This window comes from Milkweed yellows phytoplasma str. MW1 (genome assembly GCF_000309485.1).
GTDB lineage: Bacteria > Bacillota_I > Bacilli_A > Acholeplasmatales > Acholeplasmataceae > Phytoplasma.
Window position 1 is genome coordinate 1 of record NZ_AKIL01000095.1, and the last position, 2,876, is coordinate 2,876.

Here is a 2,876-nt window from a genome sequence, read left to right on the forward strand (position 1 = left end):
ATTGTCGATACAAAAACAAGATGAAACCACAAAAGAGGAAAACATAGAAACACCTAAAGAAGGTGATAAAAACGAATACAAAAAAATAAAAAGCCTCTTATTAACTATAATGAAACTTTAACAACCTTTTAACCATAATAAACGTTTAAAAGAATATAAAAAAAGAGACCCATAAAGGGCTCTTTTTCTCTTTTTAGGGATCTTTTTATTATCTTTATTATAACAAATAAAAACAAAATAAAGCGTTTTTTTAGCTATTTTTTTAAAGTTGATATATAATAAATAAATAATATTATCAACTTTTTAATTTAAGACGTTAATTTATATAAAAAAAGTTATAAAAAGAGGTTTTTTATCTTGACTTTTAAGGTGTGCAGAACAACCACCTATTATCTAATGTTTTAAAATAAAGCTATGTCACGTGAAAATAATCGCAATCAATCAAATAAAAGTAATAACCGAAAAACTTACAATCAATAAAAAATCTAATTATAATGTTCTTCAATCCCCAATAAAAAAAACGTCTTTTTGAAACGTTTTTTTTATTTTGACTCTTTAGAGATCATTTTTTTGTTTAATTTTTATTTACAAATTTTTATTGGGTGGTTAATTCATATAAAGCGTCTGTGTAAATCATAGTTAATTTCATTAAAGTTTGAATAGAGATATTTTCATCTTTTTGATGAAATAAAGCGTTTTCTTTGGGAAAAATTGGCCCAAAAGCAACTAAATTAGGGATGGTTCTGGCAAAACTGCCTCCGCCTCTAGTTAAAGGTTGAGAAACTAGATCATTTGTATGTTTTTGATAAGCTTTCATTAAGGTTTGCGATAAAGAGCTTTTAGGACTTTGATAAAATAAAGCTTTATGAAAAACTACATGCACTTTAATATTATTTTCTTGTGCTTTTTGGTTAATTTGAGTCATGATATCTTCATATTTGATGCCTTTAGGATATCTTAAATCTAAATAAAAAGAGGCTTTATTGCTGTCATAATTAAAAACTCCGCTAAATAAGGTAAGATGTTCTGTTTCAGCATCTAAATACTTAATCCCCATTTTTTGACCATCTGAACTATCTACTACATAATTATTTAAAAAATTCAGAAAATTATTTTCAATATTTAAAGTTTGCAGAATTTTGATTAAAGCATCGTTAGCGTTTATACCTTGTTCTGGAGCGGAACCGTGAAAAGCGGAACCTTGGACTTCAATAATGACTCGATCGTTTTGTCTGGTAAAAATAGCTTTTATATCGTTTTTTTGGACATATTGTTGAAATAAAGCTTCATAATGAGGTTCATAAACTAAAACCGATTGAGCTAAATCCGGTACAACATTTACTTTAGAACCACCTTGTATACTGATAATGCTGGGGTCTGTGCTTTCAGTTTCTAAAAATAAAACCACAAGACCTTTTTCCGCATAAACTAAAGGAAAATAACTATCAGGCACAAAACCAGCAACAGGGATTTCCGGATGTTTTTCAAAGTAATGATCCACACAGCGCCATTCGCATTCTTCATCTAATCCTAAAACAAATTTCACTCTTTTTTTTAAAGGAACGTTTAATTCTTTTAAAATTCTTAAAGCAAAATAAGAAGCAATAACGGGACCTTTATTATCTTGAGAACCTCTAGCATAAATTTTACCATCCACTATTTTAGCTTCATAAGGAGGGTAAGACCAATGGTTGCCGGCGGGAACAACATCTAGATGTCCTATTATTCCAACCCAATCTGTTTGATTACCGTATTCTATATGACCGGCATAACCATCAACATTCAAAGTTTTAAAACCATCTTTTTGTCCTAAATTCAACATAAAATCAAGAGCTTCTTTTAATTTTTGTCCAAAAGGAGCGCCTTTATTTTCTGGTTTAAATGTTTCTAATTCGCTCTCTATTCTTAACAAATCTTGCAGAGTTTTAACAATAATATCTTTTCTTTTTAAAACTTCTTTTTTAAAATCAAACATTATTTATCACCTTTTTTGGTTTTTTTGGATATTTACTATAATTCAGAAAAAAAAGACATCATGCGGTAAAACCATTTATTTGTAAAAATTAATATTTTCGAGAATTAATTTTACTTTTAGCGAAATTTAAAAATAACGAAAATAAATAAATTAAGACGGTTAAAAGGGAAGCGGTTAAAAAAAGATAAAAATACCCTTGTTTTGTCTTTCCTAATAAATCTCCTATAATGCCAGGTTTGTGAGGGTTGATGAAATCATAAGGATATTTATAATCTTCCCCTTTTATTTTGCCGATAATTAAATAAATAATTAAATAAGTCAAAGGGTGGATAATCCCTAAATAAGCTTTTTTACAAGACATGCCAATATTTTTTTTCGAAAAATAAAAGACAGTGTATAAAAGAGGGATAATAGTGTGTTGAAAATCAACAGTTTTAAAACTAAAGTTCTTAATTTCATCTCTATCTAGAATCGAATGATTAATAATCGCAGTAAATAAAATGCTTACTAAAGTTATAAAAGTTAAAACAGCAAAGTTCTTCTTTTTTCGCCAAGGAGTAAAGAATAAAAGCATCACTATTAAAACTAAAAAATTACTTTGATAAGTGAACTTGTTGAATAATTTTTTCCAATCATGCAACAAGTCTGTTCCTTTAATCACTTTTTCATCTACTTGTGCGATAAAAACTCCTAAAGAGATTGATAACAAGCCCAAACAGAATAAAACATATAATAATTTATAAATTCCGCCTTTGGATGTATTTTGGTCTGATAAATTCTTTTTAATAAATTTCTTTTGATTCATGTTGAATAACCCTTCTTTGAAGAAAATTGATAAACAGCACCTTTTAAAACGCTGATTTTATCTTATTATAAAGATCGGAAGAGCGTCGTGTAGGGA

2 protein-coding genes are annotated in these 2,876 nt (G+C 28.0%); both read right to left on the minus strand.

Features of this window, described 5'->3' with window-relative positions; translation table 11 throughout:
- Positions 1–595 precede the first annotated feature (595 nt).
- Positions 596–1,975: a dipeptidase PepV gene (pepV, locus tag RI76_RS02060; protein ID WP_017192486.1), complete on the minus strand. Its 1,380-nt coding sequence runs from the start codon at positions 1,973–1,975 to the stop codon at positions 596–598.
- 88 nt (positions 1,976–2,063) lie between these two features.
- Positions 2,064–2,780 carry a hypothetical protein gene (locus tag RI76_RS02065; protein WP_017192487.1) on the minus strand — a complete coding sequence of 239 codons (717 nt, stop codon included), beginning with the start codon at positions 2,778–2,780 and terminating at the stop codon, positions 2,064–2,066.
- Positions 2,781–2,876 lie beyond the last annotated feature (96 nt).

Excerpts from the sequence above, each read along its gene's own strand:
- RI76_RS02065 (WP_017192487.1), bottom strand. The coding sequence starts at position 2,780 with ATGAATCAAAAGAAATTTATTAAAAAGAATTTATCAGACCAAAATACA.
- pepV (WP_017192486.1), bottom strand. The coding sequence starts at position 1,975 with ATGTTTGATTTTAAAAAAGAAGTTTTAAAAAGAAAAGATATTATTGTT.